Origin of the sequence: Gordonia sihwensis NBRC 108236 (assembly GCF_000333035.1) — a bacterium.
Lineage (GTDB): Bacteria > Actinomycetota > Actinomycetes > Mycobacteriales > Mycobacteriaceae > Gordonia > Gordonia sihwensis.
In genome coordinates, this window is record NZ_BANU01000044.1 from 16,132 (window position 1) to 33,749 (window position 17,618).

A 17,618-nucleotide genomic window follows, 5' to 3' on the forward strand; every position below is an offset into this window, starting at 1 on the left:
TCGGCGGATATGTCGGCCTGTCCAGTAAGGTCGGGGCGTGACTTCACGAGCAGACGGCCGGGCAGACGACGAACTCCGGCCCATCAAGTTCACCCGCGGTTTCACCTCTCATCCGGCCGGTTCGGTGCTGGTCGAATTCGGCAACACCCGCGTCATGTGCACCGCCAGCGTCACCGAGGGCGTGCCGTCGTGGCGGCGCGGATCGGGGCTCGGCTGGCTCACCGCCGAATACTCGATGCTTCCCGCCGCGACCCACGAGCGCTCGAAGCGTGAGTCGGTGCGCGGCAAGATCGGCGGACGCACGCACGAGATCAGCCGCTTGATCGGACGTTCTCTCCGCGCGTGCATCGATCTGGCGGCGCTGGGTGAGAACACGATCGCCATCGACTGCGACGTCCTGCAGGCCGACGGCGGAACGCGGACGGCGGCCATCACCGGCGCCTACGTCGCGCTCGCGGACGCCGTCACCTACCTCGGCGCGGCGGGCAAGCTGGCCGACCCGCAGCCGCTGTCGTGCATCATCGCGGCGGTGAGCGTAGGTGTGGTGGACGGCCGCGTCCGCCTCGACCTGCCGTACGACGAGGACTCGCGTGCCGAGGTCGACATGAATGTGGTCGCCACCGACGCGGGCACCCTCGTGGAAGTGCAGGGGACAGGCGAGGGCGCGACGTTCGCGCGCGGAACGCTCGACAAGATGCTCGACGTGGCCTGCGCCGGCATTGAGAACATCGTCGCCGCGCAGCGCGAGGTGCTGTCGCAGCCGTACCCCGGATCGCTCCCGGGCAGCGGGCAGTGACCGGGACGGTCCTGCTGGCGTCGAACAACGCCAAGAAGCTGGCCGAGCTGCGACGCGTCGTTGAAGCGGCGGGCATCACCGGGCTCAAGGTGCTCGGGCTGGGTGATGTCACGCGCTATCCGGAACCGGTGGAAGACGGTGCGACGTTCGAGGACAATGCGCTGCTCAAGGCTCGCGCGGCCGTCGCCGCAACCGGACTGCCATCGCTGGCCGACGATTCCGGCCTCGCCGTCGACGCGCTCAACGGCATGCCGGGAGTCCTGTCGGCACGGTGGAGCGGTGGCGCCGGCGACGCCGCCAACAATCGCCTGCTGCTGGCCCAGCTCGCCGACGTACCGGACGAACGACGCGGTGCGGCGTTCGTCTCGGTGTGTGCGCTGGTGCTGCCGACGGGCGCCGAGACCGTGGTCCGCGGAGAGTGGCGCGGCACCATCCTGCGTGACGAGCGCGGCGCGAACGGCTTCGGTTACGACCCGTTGTTCATTCCCGATGACGAGGTGGCCGCCGGGCGCACCTCCGCGGAGCTGCCGTCCGCGGAGAAGGACGCGCTGAGCCACCGTGGCAAGGCGCTGGCACAGTTGGTCCCGGCACTCCGGGCCCTCGCCGAGGGCCAGTCGTGACGGCCTTCGACGAGTCCGTCGTCTCCGCCGTCCTGTCGCACATGAACGACGACCACGCCGACGACAATCTCGCGATCGTGCGGGCGTTCGCCGAACCCGACGCTACCGCCGCGGTGATGACGGGCTTCGACTCGGTTGCGGGGGAGTGGACGGCGACCGTCGACGGAGCGGACCGTCCCGTCCGCGTGCCGTGGCCGACCGAGCTCACCGACCGAGCGTCCATCCGTCGCGAGGTGGTCGCCCTCTACAAGGCCGGTGCCGAGCGCCTGGGGATCGAGCTAGACGATCACTGATCGAGCTTGAACTGCTCCTTCACATCGCGAGTGCGAATGTGCTCGAACCAGAAGGACAGGAACGGGATGGTGCCCGCGATCGCGGTCGCCACCAGCTTCGGCAGCGGCCACCGGACCTTGATCGACAGGTCGACGGTGCAGATCAGGTAGATGAAGTAAATCCAGCCGTGAGCGACGCCGACCCAGCCGAAGCCCTCGACTCCGAAGCCGAACTTTGCGATCATCTCGGCGCACAGGGCGAGCAGCCACACGCCGGTGACCCAGGCCAGAACGCGGTAGCGCAGCAGCGCACTGCGGATCTGGGGGATGGTCGCAGTCACAGTCCCGTCCGGGGCGTCGTCGGCGGTCTTGGCGGATTCGGTCACGTCGTGGTCCTTCATCGGTCGCGCGGAGATTTCAGCTGATGCGTCAGTCGTGCGTCGGGTGTCTGTCGAGTTCGGCGAGGTATCTGTTGTACTCGGCCAGGTCGTCGTCCGGTGCGGCGTCGAGGATGGCCGCGACCGACGGGTCGTGTCGCGTGGGCCGCTCGGGAAGGACCCCCTCGGGTATCTCGGTCGGCTCGGCGCGGTCGCGGTGTTCAGCGTCCGGATCGGCTTCCATCACGACGAAGCGGCGATAGGCGTACACGACGGCCACCGCGAAGGCCGGCCACTGCAGGGCGTATCCCAGGTTCTGGCCGGTGCCCGTCGACGATTCGTAGCGGCCCCACTGCCACCAGGCGAGCGCCAGGCAAGCGCATGCCGCGACCGCCACCAGCGCGATCAGTGCGGGGCGGTGACGTCGTTTGGCGGGCGACGGCAGAGAGGACTTCACAGTATCGAAGGTACCTGGTCGGCTGCCGTGCATCGGGCCCGGTGCGGCCGCCCTCACTGTGCGTTCTGCCACCAGTCTGCTACTAATTAGCCAAGCCTAATCTTAGGTTCGAGTGGTTGACGATGGGGTGGACATGGGCAAGGGCTTCCAGGGAGCGGTGCTTCGCGCTCTCGGAGCGAAGAATCATCCGGCGACGGTCACCGGTGTGCGGTGGGTGACCGAACACGTCGTTCGCATCGAGTTCCAGTGCGGCGAGATCCTGCACGCGGGCGGCGAGAAGCCGGCCGCCTGGATCCGTGCTTGGTTCCCGGATGTGAACAACGCGGCCAAGTTCCATCAACGCGGATACACGCTGCTGGATCCGGACCCGGCGGCGGGGACGTTCGCGATCTGCTTCCTCGTCCACGATCCGGCCGGACCCGCGTCCACCTGGGCGCGCAATGCCGTCGTGGGCGATGAACTGCTGATGACACGGCTCGGCGGCGACGGCTACGACATCGCCGCGGACGGCGAGCGTCCGCGCGGATACCTGCTGATGGGAGACGTGGCGGCATGGCCGGCCATCGTGCGGCTGATCGAGGAGATCGGCGACGACATCCCGATCCGGGCGGTCATCGAGCACGAGAACGACGACGACCGCGACCTGCCGCTGCCCGAGCATCCGGGCCTCACCGTCGACTGGGTGCCCACCAGTCCGGACCGCCGGGCGCTGACCGAGGCGATCGGCGAGGACGACTATCGCGGATGGCACACGTGGGTCACGGCCGAGAGCAAGGCGACGCGACTGGCCAAGGGCGCGCTCGCCCTGAACCACGAGCAGAACAAGGCCACCATGCACACCCAGGCCTACTGGATGGCCGGACGTGCGATGGGAAAACAGGTCGACACGGCGACTGAGGACACCGCCGTGTCGACCGCCTCTGAGACGGCGACGGACGATGTCGCGGAGGCCGCTCTGACCCCGCCCCGCGCCCCGAAGGCCGCAGCGCCCGCCGAGCCCGTCCTCAAACCCGCCCTTCCCGCGCTGATCGTCGCCGGTCTGTTCGCGCTCGTGCTCGCGGTGCTCGCGGTGGTTCCTCTGGTGCTCTTCGCGGAGCTGGCGCGCTTGCTGGTGGAGGGGGCCGGCCGCCACGAGCTGATCGACGTCGCGGTCACGGCACTGATCGTTCTGGTGGCGGGCGCCGCCGGCAGCGCGGTGCTGATCACCGTGCTGCACTTCTACGACCAGGTGTATGCCGCGGCGCTGCGGCGGCGAGTGCTCCACAAACTCACTCGACTGCCGCTCGGATGGTTCCTCGGCCGCCGCAGCGCGGAGGTCAAGAAGCTAGTCGCCGACGACATCTCGTCGCTGCACTATCTGGTGACCCACGCGGTGCCCGATCTCGTGACGGCGATCGTCACGCCGCTGGCGATCCTCGGGTACCTCTTCTCGGTGAACTGGGTACTCGCTCTGGTGCTGCTGGTGCCGGTACTCGGGTACATCGTCGCGATGGCACGCCTGGCGACTGCCGACAGAGCCCGCCTGGAACAGAAGATGCGATGGGACGCGACCCTGCCGGGCGACGCCGAACGCTACATCGGCACGCAGCAGGTCAGCCGCGTGTTCGGCGACGGCGCGATCACCGACCTGCCCGCCCGACTGCGGCGTCTCACCGAGTTCCTGAAGGACTGGCAGCGCGCCACGATCGATGCGAAGTCGGTGATTCTGCAGCTCAACCGGCCGACGACGTCGATGGTGGTGGTCGCGCTGGCGGGCACGGCACTGATCACCGCCGACCAGATGGACGCGGCCGCGATCCTGCCCTTCCTGATCCTCGGCACCTCGTTCGGCGACCGGCTGCTCGCCGCGTCGTACGCCGTCGGCGGACTGCGCGAGGGGATGAACGGCAAGACCTCGCTCGACCTGTTGCTGTCGAGCGGTGAGCTCGAACAGGCGGAGAACGGCAGCACCGGGCCGGAGCCGAGCGGCCCGGCGCGAGTCGAACTGCGCGGCGTCACCTTCGGTTACACGCCCGGTCGGCCGGTGGTGCGGGACCTGCACCTGGACCTGCCCGCGGGCGGGACGACGGCCCTCGTCGGACCGTCGGGTGCGGGCAAGTCCACCGTGGCGGCTCTGGTCGCTCGCCTGTGGGACCCGGATGCCGGCGCGGTACTGCTCGACGGCGTCGACCTGCGCGACATTCCCGAGGTGCAGCTGCGGCAGCGGATCGCCGTGGTGTTGCAGGACGTCCAGCTCATCCGCGGCACCATCGCCGACAACATCGCGCTCGGCATGCCCGACGCGGATCGTGCGGCGATCGCGGAGGCGGCCCGGGCGGCTCACATCGCCGACGTCATCGAATCAATGCCCGACGGATACGACACGGTGGTCGATCGCGACAGCCTCTCCGGAGGCCAGCGGCAGCGGGTCGCGATCGCCCGGGCGCTGCTCGGAGACCCGCGGTTCGTGGTCCTCGACGAGGCGACCGCCGCCGCCGACCCCGACTCGGAGTGGGAGGTGCGGCAAGGCCTGTCGAGGCTGTTGGCGGGGCGCACGGTGCTCATCGTGGCGCACCGACTGCACACCGTCGCCGACGCCGATCGGATCGTCGTCTTCGACGGCGGACAGATCGTGGAGCAGGGGACCGGACCGGAACTGATCGCGGCCGGTGGACGATACGCGGCGATGACCGCGCAGGCGCAGGAGGCCCTCCGATGAGTTCAGACTCGACCCGAATCCTGCCGACCGTCTTCGCCGACGTCCGCGTCATCACCGGCGCCGCAGGGCGGCCGCACCGCCTCGCCTTCTACGCGCTCACGACGCTGTCCACGGCGCTGCAGGCGGCGGCCGTGCTGCTGTCGATCCCGCTGTTGCGCGCGTTGTTCGGCGACACCCCGTCGGACGCGTGGGTCTGGGTGGCGGCGATGGTCGCGGTGCTCGCGGTCGGCTGGACCGCGGACATCCTCGCGACCCGCGCCGGACTCCGCGTCGGATTCGGCTTGATCGACGCCGCCGAAAGCGCCGGTGTGTCGGCCATCGGCCGGCTCGATCCGGCCGAACTCCACGGCGATCGTGCGTCCCGGCTGCGCGACCTGGTCACCAAGTCCGGCCCGGAGTCGGTCTCGGCGATCGTCCTGCTCTTCTCGCCGCTGATCCATGCGGCCCTGCTGGTGCCGATGCTGGCCGTCGGCCTGCTGTTCGTGTCGTGGCAGCTCGCGGTGGTCGCTCTCGTCGGCGGCATCGTCCTGCTGGGCGCCTTCTACGGCGGACGCCGGGCCGTCGCGAAGTCGGAGGATCGGTTCGCCGAGGCAGGCCGCGCGCTGGACGACCGCATGCTCGAATTCGGCTGGGCACAGCCCACGCTGCGCGCCGCGGGGGTCGGCACCGGGACCGTCGACGAGGTGCTCGCGGATTCGCGGCGGCGCGGTTTCCGGCTCCTCGCCTGGCAGATCCCCGGCGACCTGCTCTTCACCGTCGCCGGTCAGCTCGTTCTACTGGCCTTCGGCGTCACCACCGGAGCGCTCTACCTCGACGGCACCCTCTCCGGAGTCACCGCGGCGGCGATGGTCGTCGTCCTGCTGCGAGTGGTGGAGACCACCGGTTCGCTCTCGCTGCTGGCCACCCCGATCGCCGGAGTGGAGCGATTGCTGGCACAGCTGCGCGACCTGGTCGTCGAGGATCTGGCTGCCGAACAGAACACAGTGCGGCGATCGACGTCGAACGACGCGCTCCGCGAAGCCTACGGTGCTCCCGTGCCGGTCCGTCTGAGCGAGGTCGGCTACACCTACCCGGACGGGACGCGGGCCCTCGACGGGGTGGAGCTGACCATCCCTGCCGGGGAGATCACGGTGCTGGTCGGAGCGTCCGGCTCGGGCAAGTCGACGTTGCTCGACGTCATCTCCGGGCTCCGCGAACCCAGCACCGGACGAGTCGACTTCGGCGGCGACGAGACGACTGCCGCGGGTCGGCTGCAGAACGCGTCGATGGTCTTCCAGACCACCTCGCTGCGGCCGGGGACGGTGCGCGAGAACGTGGTCACCAGCGCCGAGCCCGATCTCGTCGAGATCGCTGATCTCGCTCGACTCGACGCCGTGCTGGACTCGCTCCCCGAGGGCTGGGACTCGCGGATCGGCGACGGCAGCAATACCTTGTCGGGGGGCGAACGCCAGCGGGTCGGGCTCGCCCGCGCGCTGGCGAAGCCCGCCGGACTGCTGCTGGTCGACGAAGCGACGTCGTCACTCGACGTGATCACCGAACGCGCCGTGGTCGATTCGCTGCGGCGGATCCGCGGGACGCGGACGGTGGTGGCGGTGACGCACCGACCCGCGCTGGTGGCGCTCGCCGACTCGGTGATCGTCCTGGACCACGGCCGGGTGGTGGACTCGGGTGCGGTGGACGACCTGCTCGCGCGCGGCGGGGTGTTCGCCGACCTGTGGCAGCGGTGGCGAGAAGCGGAGGGCTGGCAGGTCTAGGGGTGCGCCCGGGGTGGTCTCACCGCACAGCCGCTCGCGACCGTTGCCAGTCCCGCACGTCGTGCTCGGTGTGAGCGCGTGCCGGCCGCGCGTTCCACGCCGGGATCAGCAGATCGACGACCGCCGCGACGGCGACCGCGAGGAGCGCTCCGCCGATGACGTCCGACGGTCGGTGCCATTGCTGGCTGACGACGGTGAACGAGACCACTCCGAGACCTGCCGTCGCGGCGATCGCCGCGAGCGGCCGCGCACGGCGGGGCGTGACCGCGCACAGGGCGATCCCCGCCGCGGCGAACGCGGCGACCGTGTTGGACGGGAACGAGTTGAGCGCGTTGCCGACGTCCAGCGGCGGTCGTTGCAGCTCGGATTTCAGGACGACCGCGAGCACCACGACGGCGCCGATCAGCAGGCTCGCGTGCAGGGCGAGCCGCCAGGATCGTCGCGCGAGACAGATCGCGCCGATCAGCAGGCCGCAGCCGGCGAGCACGGGGACTTGTATCTCGGCGAGCAGACCGCCCGTCGGAGCGTCGTTCCCGGTGCGCGCGCCCATCAGTTCCATCACGTCCTGATCGACCATCTGGCCCGCGTACGAGACGACGAGGAGCTCGTACGTCGCGGCGATGCCGAGCGACGCGAGGATCGCGGCCGCGAGGGCGGCGATCGGTGAAGTGCGATGCGTCATCCTTCGATGGTGCCTCGTGCGGTTGGCAGAACGCTCGTCCCGTACCCCGGGAGTGTCGTAGACCGGGACGCCGCTGACATCAGACGTGGCAAGGCGCGCCGAGGGCGATTTGCCCTCGGTACGCCTTGTGGCTACTGATCTCAGGCGCGACCCATAGGTGCGCGTGAGCAACCCGTCAGGACGCGAGACCCGGTGACAACACGATCGGGCTCGCGCTGGGATTCGATTTCCGGTTCTAGCTGGTGCGTCTGGTGGCGCGGCAGACCAAGGGCGTGTTCTTGTCCTCCTGCTCGTGAGCGACTCTCAGTTCCCCATTGATCCATACTTCGCATCGGATCGGCATGTAGTCGTAAGAGGTCACGGAGAAGCCGACGTATTCGGGTGTGGTGGCGAAGTGCAGTGTTTGTGACCAATAGTCGTTAAATCCACCCTCGGGAGGTGAGTCGGGCGACAGTGTGCGCTGTTTATCAAATTGTCCGGTCTCAGGAATGATCGGTGCGTATCCGAAATCGAAAGCGAGGTGCCGGACGACGTACTTGACGGTGAGTCCGCGAGGTGGCGGCGTCTGTCGCGCTGTGGCAGTGAGCGAAGTTGTTGCCGGTATCGTCGTGGTCGACGGCATAGGTGGCAGTGGAAGCTGTACTGGTCGCAGTGACGTCGATGACGTCGGCGGCGAAGCGACCGCGGGCAGATATTGATACCGGACCAACAGCAGCGTGACCCCTATGGTCAGTGCGACGACCACCGCCAGCGCTATACCGCTGAGGACCCACAGTGCTACATTGCGTCGGCCCTTGGGTGGTATAGATCCGGGCTCTGTGTCCATGACCTTGCGTAGCGAATGCCGAGTGCATCGTGGGGTGCCGTTGAGCATCCGCACCGTTCCGACACATTCGTCGGTGACGCTCTGGTCCGCACATTCGAGGTTGTCGCTCACCGGTCGATCATTGCGGTCAATGGAGTCACTACCGGGAGAATCGACCGATTTGTCTGAAGTTGGCACTATTTGAACGCAGCGACTTCAAGCGCGCGACCCCGAGTGTGGTGCCCGAGCTCGCGCACACCTTTGAGGTCGGCCTGCCGGGTACAGGGGCGACTGCTGGTGCGCGAGAAGGGACTTGAACCCTCACACCACTAGTGGGTACTGGAACCTAAATCCAGCGCGTCTGCCAATTCCGCCACTCGCGCGTGCAGTGCAACTGTACCGGTACGCTCGTGCGGTGATTCGCTACCCTCTGGACGCTCCGGACATCGTCGACGCCCTCGGGGCGGACCTGCGCGCCGCCGGTTACACCTCCGACGGAATCGCCGACCTCCTCGGCGAGGAGGCCGGCCAAGCGCTGGTGAGCGGTGTGTGGTGGCCCGCTCTGCGTCAGACGCGGCGCGCGGCCCCCGACCGCGCGCCGCTCGCGACTCTGATCCGGCTGTTCCTGCTCGGCTCCACGGAACCGGCCGACGACGTCGCCGCCGCACTGCCCGGCGTCGGACTTGACGCCCTCGTCGACCAGCAGGTGATCGAGCCCGCGGACGGCGGTGTGCGCGCCGTCCTCGACATCCGGCCGCACGGCAGCGACGACGCCGACCGGCTCGTGGTCGCCGATCAGGACGCCTCGATGCGTCCCGGCGCCTTGGCCCACGACCACGTGCTCGGCATCGGCGGGGCGTCGATGTCATTGGCGCAGGCGGTGATCCGCACGCCGTTCGCGCGGGCGCTCGATCTCGGAACCGGATGCGGCGTGCAGGCGCTGCACATGTCGTCGCACTGCGAGACGATCGTCGCCACCGACACCAACGCGCGGGCGCTGGCACTGGCGGCGGCTACGGCGCGGCTGAACGGACTGGACTGGGACCTGCGGGAGGGCAGCCTGTTCGAGCCGGTGGCGGGCGAGAGATTCGACCTGATCGTGTCCAATCCGCCGTTCGTCGTCGGCAGCGGTGCGCAGGACTACATCTACCGCGACTCCGGGATGGCCGGAGACGGCATCAGCCGAAGCCTCATCGAGGGGATCGGCGAACATCTGAATCCGGGCGGCATCGCGCAGATCCTGGCGAACTGGGAGGTGCGCGACCTCGACGCATGGGACGACCGGGTCCGGGAGTGGGTGCAGGCGAGCGGTCTGGACGCCTGGGTGGTCCAGCGGGAACTGGCCGATCCCATCAGCTACGTCTCGCTCTGGGTCTCGGATGCGGGGGAGTCGGTGGTCGACGCGGCCGAGCGGGGTGCGCGGTGGCTCGACTGGTTCGAGTCCGAGGGGATCGTCGCCGTCGGCATGGGTTCGATCACCTTCCGCCGACCCGTCGAGGATCGTCCGGCCGATGTGGTGATCGAAGAGATCACCGCCGCCGGCCAGGAGGTCACCGGCTTCGAAGCGCAGGCCTTCTGGGCGCGGCGCGACTTCCTGCGTGAGAACTCCGACGCCGACCTGCTGGCCTCCCGGCTCAGCACCTCACCGGTGTTTCTGGAGACCCAGGCGCTCCCCGGCGACGACGGCTGGCAGCAGGTGAGCGCCTCGGTGACCCGCCCCGGCGGTCCGGGAGCGGTGCTTCCGGTGGACGAGGTGCTGACGTCGCTTCTCGCCGGCTGTCGCGGCCAGGTGCCGCTGGCCGCGCTGATCTCACTCCTGGCCGACTTCCACGGCGTGGACGCCGACGCGCTCGCCGCGGCGGCGATGCCGGCGATCCGCGAAGCCATCGGGCGCGGGATCCTCTACCGGGCCGACTGAACGTCGGGCCGGTAGAGGAACGACGCCCCGGCTACTCCGTCGCCAGCCTCAGCCCGAAACCGACGAGCGCGAGACCGGCCACCAGATCGATGCGGCGCCGAATGCGGGGCGCACGCATCCAGGCGCCGATCCGGTCGGCGGCGACGATGAGCACTGCGAAGTAGACGCCGGTGAGCGCCAGATAGACCAGACCGAAGCCGAGCGTCGTCCATGCGACGGGCGCACCGTCCGGAACGAAGCCCGGCAGCAGCGTGATGAACATGATGCCGATCTTCGGATTGAGGATGTCGGTCGTGAATCCGGTGAGGAAGCCCGCCCGGCGCGACGACGGCGCCTCATCGACTGACGGCCCGCCGCGCAGGGACCGGATCGAGCGCAGTGTCTGGACGCCGAGCAGCACCAGGTAGCAGCCGCCGACGATCTTGAGCACCTCGTAACCGATCTCACTCATCTGCAGAATCGCCGAGAGACCGAGGACGGCGGCGAGGATCCAGACCAGCAGTCCGGTCATCACGCCCAGCGACGTCCGGACCCCGCCGGCCCGGCCGCCGCGGGCCAATCCGCGCATCACCACGAGGGAGTCGGGGCCGGGCAGCAGTACCAGGAGCGTCGACGCGAGAGTGAACGACGCGAGAGACGACAGCATCCGTCAATGGTAGGGCCGCGCGTACTCGTCGACGCAGGCGACGGAGCCGAGTGCGGCGATCGCGGCCATGACGGCGTCGGTGGCGCCGCGGACGTCGTGTGAGGCGCCGAGCAACTCATCGGCCGGCATCGGGTCGCCGATGCGGATGCGCACCGGTCCGCGACCGATCCGCCGGGTGCCGGGCGGATTCACCTCGCGTGTTCCCGAGAGCAGAACGGGGACGATGACGGTGCCCGGGACTCGCGCCGCGACTCGCATCATCCCGGTGTGTCCGCGGTGCAACCGCCCGTCGGGCGAGCGCGTGCCCTCCGGGTAGATGCCCCACGCTCCGCCCCGGGCGAGCAACTGCGCCGCAGCCTCGAGCGCGGCGTCGTCGCCCGACCGGTCGACCGGGATCTGACCGGTTCCGCGGAAGAACGCACGACTGACCGCGCCGCGGACTCCGGAACCCCGGAAGTACTCCGCCTTGGCGAAGAACGAGAGTCGGCGGGGTATGGCCAGCGGGAGGACCAGGGAGTCGATCTCCGCCAGGTGGTTGGCCGCCACGATGACCGGGCCACTGGTGGGAACGCGGTCGGCGCCGTCGACGGTGATCGGCACCCAGAGCCGGAGTGCGGGGCCGATCAGAACGTGTTTGCAGAGCGGATACAGCACGGGAGGCCTTTCGTAGACAGTGTCTACTGGACAGTGTGGGGGGCGGCCGTAGACACTGTCAACGTGGTTGACGATCCGAGTACGCGCGCACGGCTGGTCGCCGCGGGGGTCGACCTCGTCGACACCGCGGGATTCGGTGCGGTGGGCGTGCGTTCGGTGGCCGCCCGGGCAGGCGTCTCGCACGGCGCTCCGCGCCGGTACTTCCCGACGCTCGAGAGTCTGCTGGCGGCGATCGCCGCCGAAGGCGTGGCCGATCTCAACGCCGCTCTCGCACCCGCCGTCGCGAACGGCATCGGCGACGGCGCCGTCGCCTATTGGCGGTTCGCGCGCGCCCGGCCGGGCATGTTCACGCTGATCTTCCGGCACGACCTGCTCGACTCGGCCGGCGGCCGCCTCCGCGAGACCACGGGCGGCTGGTTCTCGGCCCTGGTCGAGGCGACCGGCGACGAACTGCGCGCCGTGTCGTGCTGGGCCGCCGTGCACGGTCTGTGCGTGCTGGCCGCGACCCGCGCACCAGAGGCCTTCGGGTTCGAGATCGACGAGAGCGTGGTGCGGCGAGTGGCCGAGGACCGGGCGGGCGGTTAGCCCACGGCCGAGTCGAGGGCGGCCGCGAGGTCGGCCTTCAGATCGTCAACGTCCTCGAGGCCGACCGAGAATCGCAGGTGCCCGTACTCGCGGAAGCCCTCCGGGTAGGCGGCGACGCGCGGTCCGCTGGTGCCCACGTGCACGATCAGCGACTCGTCGTGGCCGACGGAGACCGCCGACGTCACGACCTTCAGGTCGTTCACGAAGCGATTCTGCAGGTCCGGATCGCCTTTCAGTGCGAACGACATGATGCCGCCGAAACCGCCGATGCCGCGATCGCCCGCGCCGAACTGACGCTTGGCCAGCTCGTGCTGCGGGTGGCTCTCCAGACCGGGATAGGCCACGTAGGCGATGCGCTCGTCGGCCTCCAGGAACCGGGCGAGCTCCAGCGCCGACTCCTGATGCTGCCGCAGGCGCAGCGGCAGTGTCACCGAGCCGCGCATGATGAGCCAGGCGTTGAAGGGCGAGATCACGCCGCCGACGTCCACCATCGCCTCCGACCGGATCGGTTCCACGAGATCGGCACGCCCGATCACCGCGCCGCCCATCGCGTCGCCGTGGCCGTTGATGTACTTGGTGAGCGAATGCACCACCAGGCCGGCGCCGTCGTCGAGCGGGCGGTACAGCGGCGGGGGAGTGAACGTGGAGTCGACCATCAGGATGATGCCGCGGGCGTCCGCGATCTCCGCCAGCGCGGCGATGTCGGCGACCTTGGTGGTGGGGTTCGCGATCACCTCCGTGGCGATGAGTTTGGTCTCGGGACGGATCGCTGCGATCACGGCGTCGTGGTCGGTGATGTCGACGAACGTGGCCTCGATCCCGTACTTGCGAGGCAGCAGCGACGTCCAGAGCTTGTAGGTCGCCTCGTAGGTGGTGTCGGAGACGACGACGTGATCGCCCGCGTTGACATGCCCGAAGAACACCGCGTGCAGTCCGGCGACGCCGGAGGCGAGGACGACGGCGTCCTCACCGTGCTCGAGCGCGCAGAGCTTGTCCTGCAGCGCGATCTGATTGATCCCGGTGTTGCGGGTGTAGGTGAGGTGCTCGGGGTTCGACCAGTCCATGGTCGACGGATCGGGCGGCAGGTTGTAGGAGTTCGCCATGATGATCGGCACGCGAATCGCCGCGCCGTCGCCGTCGGTGCCCGTGCCGGAGGCGTGATTGCCGCCGTGAACGCTCAGCGTCTGTTCACCGAGTGACCCGGGGACGCACTTATCGGGCCTGTTCATCTCGTCGTACTCCGTTCCGGGCACCTGCCCACTCGCGGCCGCAGCGCTGCGGCACCGCCAGCGTAAGACCGGGCGAAGCGCGCAGTCCGCGCAGGTCCCCGCGATGAACGGCGGCGCACCGGAATCGATGCCGGTGCGCCGCCGCGGGAGTCGACGTCGAGACGTGCCGCTCAGCTGTACAGGTCGGCGATCGCCTCCTGGTACGACTGGTGGATCACGTTCCGCTTCAGCTTGAGCGTGGGCGTGAGCTCACCGGTCTCGATCGTGAAGTCGGTCTCGAGGATCTCGTACTTCTTGATGGCCTCGGCCTTGGACACGGTCTTGTTCGCGCCGGCGATCGCCGCGTCGATCTCGGCGCGCAGCTCCGGATTCCGGATCAGCTCCGACAACGGCGTCGACGCGGGCAGCCCCTTGCGCTCGAGCCATCCGGGGACCGCTTCGGGATCGAGGGTCACGAGTGCGGCGATGAACGGCTTCTGATCGCCCACGACGAGGCACTGGCTCACCAGCGGGTGCGCCCGGATGGTGTCCTCCAGCTGGGCGGGCGAGACGTTCTTGCCGCCTGCCGTGACGATCAGTTCCTTCTTGCGCCCGGTGATGAACAGGTAGCCGTCCTCGAGGCGGCCGATGTCGCCGGTGTGGAACCAACCGTCGCGGATCGCGTCGGCCGTCGCCTGCTCGTTGCGCCAGTAGCCGGAGAAGACCATCGGCCCCTTGAGCAGGATCTCGCCGTCGTCGGCGATCTTCACCGTGACGCCGGGCACCGGACGCCCCACCGAACCGATGCGGCTGTGCTCCTCGTTGTTGGCGGTGACCGCGGCGGTGGTCTCGGAGAGGCCGTAGCCCTCGTACACGGGCACCCCGGCGCCGCGGAAGAAATGGCCCAGCCGCTCACCGAGCGGGGCGCCGCCGGAGATGGCGCCCTCGCAGTTGCCGCCGAGCGCGGCGCGCAGCTTTCCGTACACCAGCTTGTCGAAGACCGCGTGCTTCACCTTGAGCAGGACGCCCGCGTCGCCGGATTCGACCGCCCGGCTGTACTCGATCGCCGTGTCGACGGCCTTCGCGAAGATCTTGCCCTTGCCTCCGTCGATCGCCTTCTGCTCGGCGGTGTTGTACACCTTCTCGAAGACGCGCGGGACCGACAGCACGTAGTTCGGCTTGAATACGGCCAGGTCGGCGATCAGATTCGGAATGTCGTTGGTGTGGCCCAGTACCACGGCGTTCTCCACGCAGCCCACGGCGACGACCCGTGCGAAGACGTGTGCGAGAGGCAGGAACAGCAGCGTCGACTTCCCCTCCTCGAGGCCGGTGCCGACGGCCTCGGCGGTCGCCGCGCACTCGGCGAGGAAGTTCTCGTGCGTCAAGACGACGCCCTTCGGCCGGCCCGTGGTTCCGGAGGTGTAGATCAACGTGGCGGCGTCGGAGGCCCGGGCCTGCGATTCCCGCTCGTCGAGCACCGAGTCGGGGAGGTCGGCGCCGCGCTTGCGGAGCGCGTTGATCGCGCCGTCGTCGATGACGAAGGTCTCGCGAAGCTCGGGCGCCTTCGCGATCACCTCCTGGTGGGTCGACCGGTTGGCCGCGGTCTCCACGATCAGTATCGATGCGCCCGAATCGGTGAGGATCCACTCCACCTGGTCGGGGGACGAGGTCTCGTAGATCGCGACGGTGGTGGCACCCGCGCGCCAGATCGCGTAGTCGATCAGGCTCCACTCGAACCGAGTGGACGACAGCAGCGCGACGCGGTCGCCACGGCTCACGCCGGCGGCGATCAGGCCCTTCGCGACGGCGTCGACGTCGTCGGCGAAAGCGCCGGCGGTGACGGTGATCCACTGCCCGGAGTCCGCGCGCCTGCGGAACAGCGGCAGAGTCGGGCGGTCCTTCCGGTAGCGCTGCAGAGCAGTGATCGTGGTGGCGTTCTCATCAACGGTCGTGATGGATGGAGCAGTGAACTCCTGCATGGTGACGTCCCCTTGTGATACGAATTGCTTGATCTGTCTAACGCGATCCAAGTGATGGAACCGTACCGCACATCTCAGTGAGGGGCGTCACAGGGTGTCGGCGGGGTATTATCTACACCCGATGACTACGAATGTTCGCCGATGAGCGAATCCGAGAACACCAGCTCTACCGCGCCCGCGGCCGAGAAGTCCACCGCCTTCGGTGACCTCGGCATCGACCCCGGCGTGCTCAAGGCGCTCGACGACGTCGGCTACGAGACGCCGTCGCCGATCCAGGCGGCGACCATCCCTCCGTTGATGGAGGGACGCGACGTCGTCGGACTGGCGCAGACCGGCACCGGCAAGACCGCTGCCTTCGCACTGCCGATCCTCACCCGACTCGACACCTCGGCCCGCAAGCCGCAGGCCCTCGTGCTCGCGCCCACGCGCGAACTGGCGCTGCAGGTGGCCGAGGCCTTCGGCAGCTATTCGACGTACCTTCCCGAGGTCAAGGTGCTGCCGATCTATGGCGGCCAGAGCTACGGGATCCAGCTGTCCGGCCTGCGCCGCGGAGCCCAGGTGATCGTCGGCACGCCGGGCCGCGTGATCGATCATCTCGACAAGGGCACCCTCGACCTGTCGCAGCTCGAGTTCCTCGTGCTCGACGAGGCCGACGAGATGCTGACGATGGGCTTCGCCGAGGACGTCGAGCGAATCCTCGCCGACACCCCGGATCAGAAGCAGGTCGCGCTGTTCTCCGCGACCATGCCGGCCGCCATCGGCCGCCTGGCGCGCAAGTACCTGAACAACCCGCAGGAAGTCACCGTCAAGAACAAGACGGCGACCGCGCAGAACATCACGCAGAAGTACCTGCAGGTGTCGCACCAGCGCAAGCTCGACGCCCTCACGCGGGTGCTCGAAGTGGAGCCGTTCGACGGCATGATCGTCTTCGTCCGGACCAAGTCGGCCACCGAGGAGCTCGCCGAGAAGCTGCGAGCTCGCGGCCTGAGCGCGATGGCGATCAACGGCGACATGGTCCAGGCCCAGCGTGAGCGCACCATCAATCAGCTCAAGGACGGTTCGCTCGACATCCTCGTGGCCACCGACGTGGCCGCTCGAGGACTGGACGTCGACCGCATCTCGCATGTGGTGAACTACGACATCCCGCACGACGTCGAGTCGTACGTGCACCGCATCGGGCGTACCGGCCGGGCCGGGCGGTCGGGCACCGCGCTGCTGTTCGTCTCGCCTCGCGAACGTCATCTGCTGCGGTCGATCGAGCGCCACACGCGGCAGGATCTCGAAGAGATCGATCTGCCGAGCGTCGACGATGTGAACGCCCAGCGCGTCGCCAAGTTCGCCGATTCGATCACCGAGAACCTCGCCTCCGACAATCTGGATCTGTTCCGCGGGCTGGTGGAGAACTACGCCCGCGAGAACGACGTCGCGATGGCCGACATCGCCGCGGCGCTGGCCCTGGAGACCCGCGACGGCGGCTTCCTGATGGCTCCCGATCCGCCCAAGGGCGAGCGGGGCGATCGCGGGGACCGGCGTGACCGTGCACCGCGCGGCGGCGGTCATTTCGCCACGTACCGCATCGCCGTCGGCCGCAAGCACAAGGTGTCGCCGGGCGCGATCGTCGGCGCGATCGCCAACGAGGGCGGCCTCACTCGCGGTGACTTCGGCAACATCAGCATCCGCGACGACTTCAGCCTCGTGGAACTCCCCAACGATCTCGACGCCGAGACGCTCGGGATGCTCAAGCACACCAAGATCGGCAAGCATCCGATCGACCTGCGCCCGGACATGGGTCCGCCGCGCGGTCGGGGAGGCGCCCGCGGATCGGCGCGCGGATACGAAGACCGCGGCCGCAAGGGCGGTTACCGCAAGGGCGGCGACAAGTTCGGCAAGCGACCGGCCCGCGTGGCCGGCCGCGGTCGCGACAGTCGCTAGGCTCACGGCGCACTGCCGCATGAGATTGACCGCTTACAGCCCAGGATGCCTGTTCTCGCAGGTGTGGGCCGTGAGCGGTCAATCTTGTGCGGCTGCTCTGTCCCATGGGGCTTTGCGAGTAGCCTTCCCCCTCAGACGCTCGAGCAGAAGCAGCCCGGCTGGTTCGCGGGAATGGGTCTGGTCGCGCCGCTGCTGATGATCGTCGGCTGAGGTTCTCGGGTTGGGGGCGGGATGA

Annotated in this window: 16 protein-coding genes and 1 tRNA gene; 8 read left to right on the forward strand and 9 right to left on the reverse strand. The window is 68.9% G+C overall.

Translation table 11 applies throughout. The features are described from left to right. Positions 1 to 37: 37 nt before the first annotated feature. Genes rph through GSI01S_RS18730 form a run of 3 tightly spaced genes read left to right on the forward strand, consistent with a single transcriptional unit; the run spans position 38 to position 1,709 of the window. Positions 38 to 796 (forward strand): ribonuclease PH, encoded by a 759-nt coding sequence (rph, locus tag GSI01S_RS18720; protein ID WP_006898227.1) that lies wholly within the window; start codon positions 38 to 40, stop codon positions 794 to 796. Beyond that, positions 793 to 1,416: an RdgB/HAM1 family non-canonical purine NTP pyrophosphatase gene (gene rdgB / locus GSI01S_RS18725; RefSeq protein WP_006898228.1), complete on the forward strand. Its 624-nt coding sequence runs from the start codon at positions 793 to 795 to the stop codon at positions 1,414 to 1,416. Before rph ends, rdgB begins: the two co-directional genes overlap by 4 nt. Further along, positions 1,413 to 1,709, forward strand: a complete 297-nt coding sequence (locus GSI01S_RS18730) for a DUF2470 domain-containing protein (protein WP_006898229.1) — start codon at positions 1,413 to 1,415, stop codon at positions 1,707 to 1,709. Before rdgB ends, GSI01S_RS18730 begins: the two co-directional genes overlap by 4 nt. On the opposite strand, the gene GSI01S_RS18735 is transcribed toward GSI01S_RS18730, so the two are convergent. Together GSI01S_RS18735 and GSI01S_RS18740 are read right to left on the reverse strand one after the other, a co-directional pair. Then, positions 1,703 to 2,074: a DUF3817 domain-containing protein gene (locus GSI01S_RS18735; protein ID WP_039868175.1), complete on the reverse strand. Its 372-nt coding sequence runs from the start codon at positions 2,072 to 2,074 to the stop codon at positions 1,703 to 1,705. The genes GSI01S_RS18730 and GSI01S_RS18735 overlap by 7 nt on opposite strands. A gap of 43 nt (positions 2,075 to 2,117) precedes the next feature. Beyond that, complete coding sequence (locus GSI01S_RS18740) at positions 2,118 to 2,522, reverse strand: hypothetical protein (RefSeq protein WP_006898233.1); 405 nt, start codon at positions 2,520 to 2,522, stop codon at positions 2,118 to 2,120. Positions 2,523 to 2,655: 133 nt separating this feature from the next. Here GSI01S_RS18740 and GSI01S_RS18745 point away from each other — a divergent pair, with 133 nt between their 5' ends. Together GSI01S_RS18745 and GSI01S_RS18750 are read left to right on the forward strand one after the other, a co-directional pair. Beyond that, entirely contained in the window at positions 2,656 to 5,220 is a 2,565-nt protein-coding gene (locus GSI01S_RS18745; protein WP_006898234.1) for an ABC transporter ATP-binding protein/permease, read from the forward strand. Beyond that, complete coding sequence (locus GSI01S_RS18750) at positions 5,217 to 6,974, forward strand: ABC transporter ATP-binding protein (protein ID WP_006898235.1); 1,758 nt, start codon at positions 5,217 to 5,219, stop codon at positions 6,972 to 6,974. The genes GSI01S_RS18745 and GSI01S_RS18750 overlap by 4 nt, the downstream gene beginning before the upstream one ends. A 19-nt stretch (positions 6,975 to 6,993) precedes the next feature. On the opposite strand, the gene GSI01S_RS19655 is transcribed toward GSI01S_RS18750, so the two are convergent. From GSI01S_RS19655 to GSI01S_RS18760, 3 genes are all read right to left on the reverse strand, one after another. Then, positions 6,994 to 7,656, reverse strand: a complete 663-nt coding sequence (locus tag GSI01S_RS19655; RefSeq protein ID WP_006898236.1) for a phosphatase PAP2 family protein — start codon at positions 7,654 to 7,656, stop codon at positions 6,994 to 6,996. A gap of 235 nt (positions 7,657 to 7,891) precedes the next feature. Continuing rightward, complete coding sequence (locus GSI01S_RS20275; RefSeq protein WP_006898237.1) at positions 7,892 to 8,593, reverse strand: hypothetical protein; 702 nt, start codon at positions 8,591 to 8,593, stop codon at positions 7,892 to 7,894. Between the two features lie 163 nt (positions 8,594 to 8,756). Continuing rightward, positions 8,757 to 8,844 (reverse strand) — tRNA-Leu (locus tag GSI01S_RS18760). A gap of 32 nt (positions 8,845 to 8,876) precedes the next feature. On the opposite strand from GSI01S_RS18760, the gene GSI01S_RS18765 reads away from it, so the two are divergent. Beyond that, on the forward strand, positions 8,877 to 10,379 hold the full coding sequence (locus GSI01S_RS18765) for a DUF7782 domain-containing protein (RefSeq protein ID WP_006898238.1): 1,503 nt from the start codon (positions 8,877 to 8,879) through the stop codon (positions 10,377 to 10,379). A 31-nt stretch (positions 10,380 to 10,410) separates the two neighbouring features. Here GSI01S_RS18765 and GSI01S_RS18770 read toward each other — a convergent pair whose 3' ends face one another. Together GSI01S_RS18770 and GSI01S_RS18775 are read right to left on the reverse strand one after the other, a co-directional pair. Continuing rightward, positions 10,411 to 11,025 carry a LysE family translocator gene (locus GSI01S_RS18770; RefSeq protein WP_006898239.1) on the reverse strand — a complete coding sequence of 205 codons (615 nt, stop codon included), beginning with the start codon at positions 11,023 to 11,025 and terminating at the stop codon, positions 10,411 to 10,413. 3 nt (positions 11,026 to 11,028) lie between these two features. Further along, a complete protein-coding gene (locus GSI01S_RS18775) occupies positions 11,029 to 11,679 on the reverse strand; it encodes a lysophospholipid acyltransferase family protein (RefSeq protein WP_006898240.1) in 651 nt (216 codons plus the stop codon). Positions 11,680 to 11,742: 63 nt separating this feature from the next. Between GSI01S_RS18775 and GSI01S_RS18780 the strand changes: the two genes are divergently transcribed. Then, a complete protein-coding gene (locus GSI01S_RS18780; RefSeq protein WP_039868179.1) occupies positions 11,743 to 12,264 on the forward strand; it encodes a TetR/AcrR family transcriptional regulator in 522 nt (173 codons plus the stop codon). Here the strand turns inward: GSI01S_RS18780 and GSI01S_RS18785 are convergent. Beyond that, positions 12,261 to 13,493, reverse strand: coding sequence for a trans-sulfuration enzyme family protein (locus GSI01S_RS18785; protein WP_006898242.1), 1,233 nt, complete (start codon positions 13,491 to 13,493; stop codon positions 12,261 to 12,263). The genes GSI01S_RS18780 and GSI01S_RS18785 overlap by 4 nt on opposite strands. 170 nt (positions 13,494 to 13,663) lie before the next feature. Continuing rightward, positions 13,664 to 15,451, reverse strand: coding sequence for an AMP-dependent synthetase/ligase (locus GSI01S_RS18790; protein ID WP_006898243.1), 1,788 nt, complete (start codon positions 15,449 to 15,451; stop codon positions 13,664 to 13,666). Positions 15,452 to 15,592: 141 nt separating this feature from the next. On the opposite strand from GSI01S_RS18790, the gene GSI01S_RS18795 reads away from it, so the two are divergent. Further along, positions 15,593 to 17,383: a DEAD/DEAH box helicase gene (locus tag GSI01S_RS18795; RefSeq protein ID WP_006898244.1), complete on the forward strand. Its 1,791-nt coding sequence runs from the start codon at positions 15,593 to 15,595 to the stop codon at positions 17,381 to 17,383. Positions 17,384 to 17,618 lie beyond the last annotated feature (235 nt).